This is a genomic window from Hymenobacter endophyticus (genome assembly GCF_032464715.1).
In the GTDB taxonomy this organism is placed as follows: Bacteria; Bacteroidota; Bacteroidia; order Cytophagales; family Hymenobacteraceae; genus Hymenobacter; species Hymenobacter endophyticus.
In genome coordinates this window covers 1-848 of the sequence record NZ_JAWDJT010000034.1, presented here as the reverse complement: position 1 = coordinate 848, position 848 = coordinate 1, and the positions used below count along the sequence as shown (strand labels likewise).

Genomic DNA, 848 nt, shown 5'->3' with positions numbered 1-848 from the left:
ATCTTGACGCCCAGGAAGATTGATGAGTTCGACGTCCGAGGAAACTACTATCTTGTATGTGAATACATCGAAGGTGGGAGTCTCGAGTCGCTTCTGGACCACGGAAAAATGAGCATCGAGGATGCTCTAGATATTTCGATTGATATTGTGCACCTTGTATTGAAGGTGCATGATGCTGGCTTCGCCTGGAGAGACTGTAAGCCGGCAAACCTGCTAATGGATGCTCAAGGTAAGCTGTATGCGATCGATTTCGAAGGTGCTTGCTATATCGATGATCGTCGAGAATCACCGTGGGGTTCGCCTGGCTATCTTATTCCAAAGGTCACTGATATGGAGTTGTCGGACCGTTGGAGATTTCAGGACGTCTACGCAGTCGGGGCTACGATTCATCATAGCCTGACCGGCCGCATGCCGCTTTCTGACGCTAGCCTTCCACCTGTGGGTAAACTGCGGCGAGGCATTCCTTCAGTAGTACGCAAATTGCTAGGGGGGGTGCTTTCGGGAAATCCCAAGCGCATGCCTAACTTACGCGATCTTGCGGCTGGCCTGGAGGAAGGACGAAGGATGGTCTAACGAGGCACCTCCAACGTCTTACGGCGCCATTAGGAGCGGCGGGCCCCGGCGGTGAGCCGGGCAGCGCGCGGCGAGTGGAGCGAGCCGACTTGATCAGGTAGGGAAAGTTCCGCGCCTGCTGTTTGCTCCTCGTGAGGCAGATCAGATCGGAAGTCGCCTCCGGCTCCTACGTTCATTGAGGGGTCGGCTTCGCCGACGGGCTGTACCACCCCGGGGGTGGTACAGCCGTCTGTGACCGGACAGCCCGGACACCCGCACTTTGAGCTGTCCGGCCC

1 protein-coding gene is annotated in these 848 nt (G+C 56.6%); it reads left to right on the top strand.

Going from position 1 to position 848, the window contains the following annotated elements; genetic code table 11:
- On the top strand, window positions 1-573 hold a 573-nt coding region (locus tag ROI90_RS21085; RefSeq protein ID WP_316000261.1), incomplete at its 5' end, for a serine/threonine protein kinase.
- Between the last annotated feature and the right edge of the window lie 275 nt (window positions 574-848).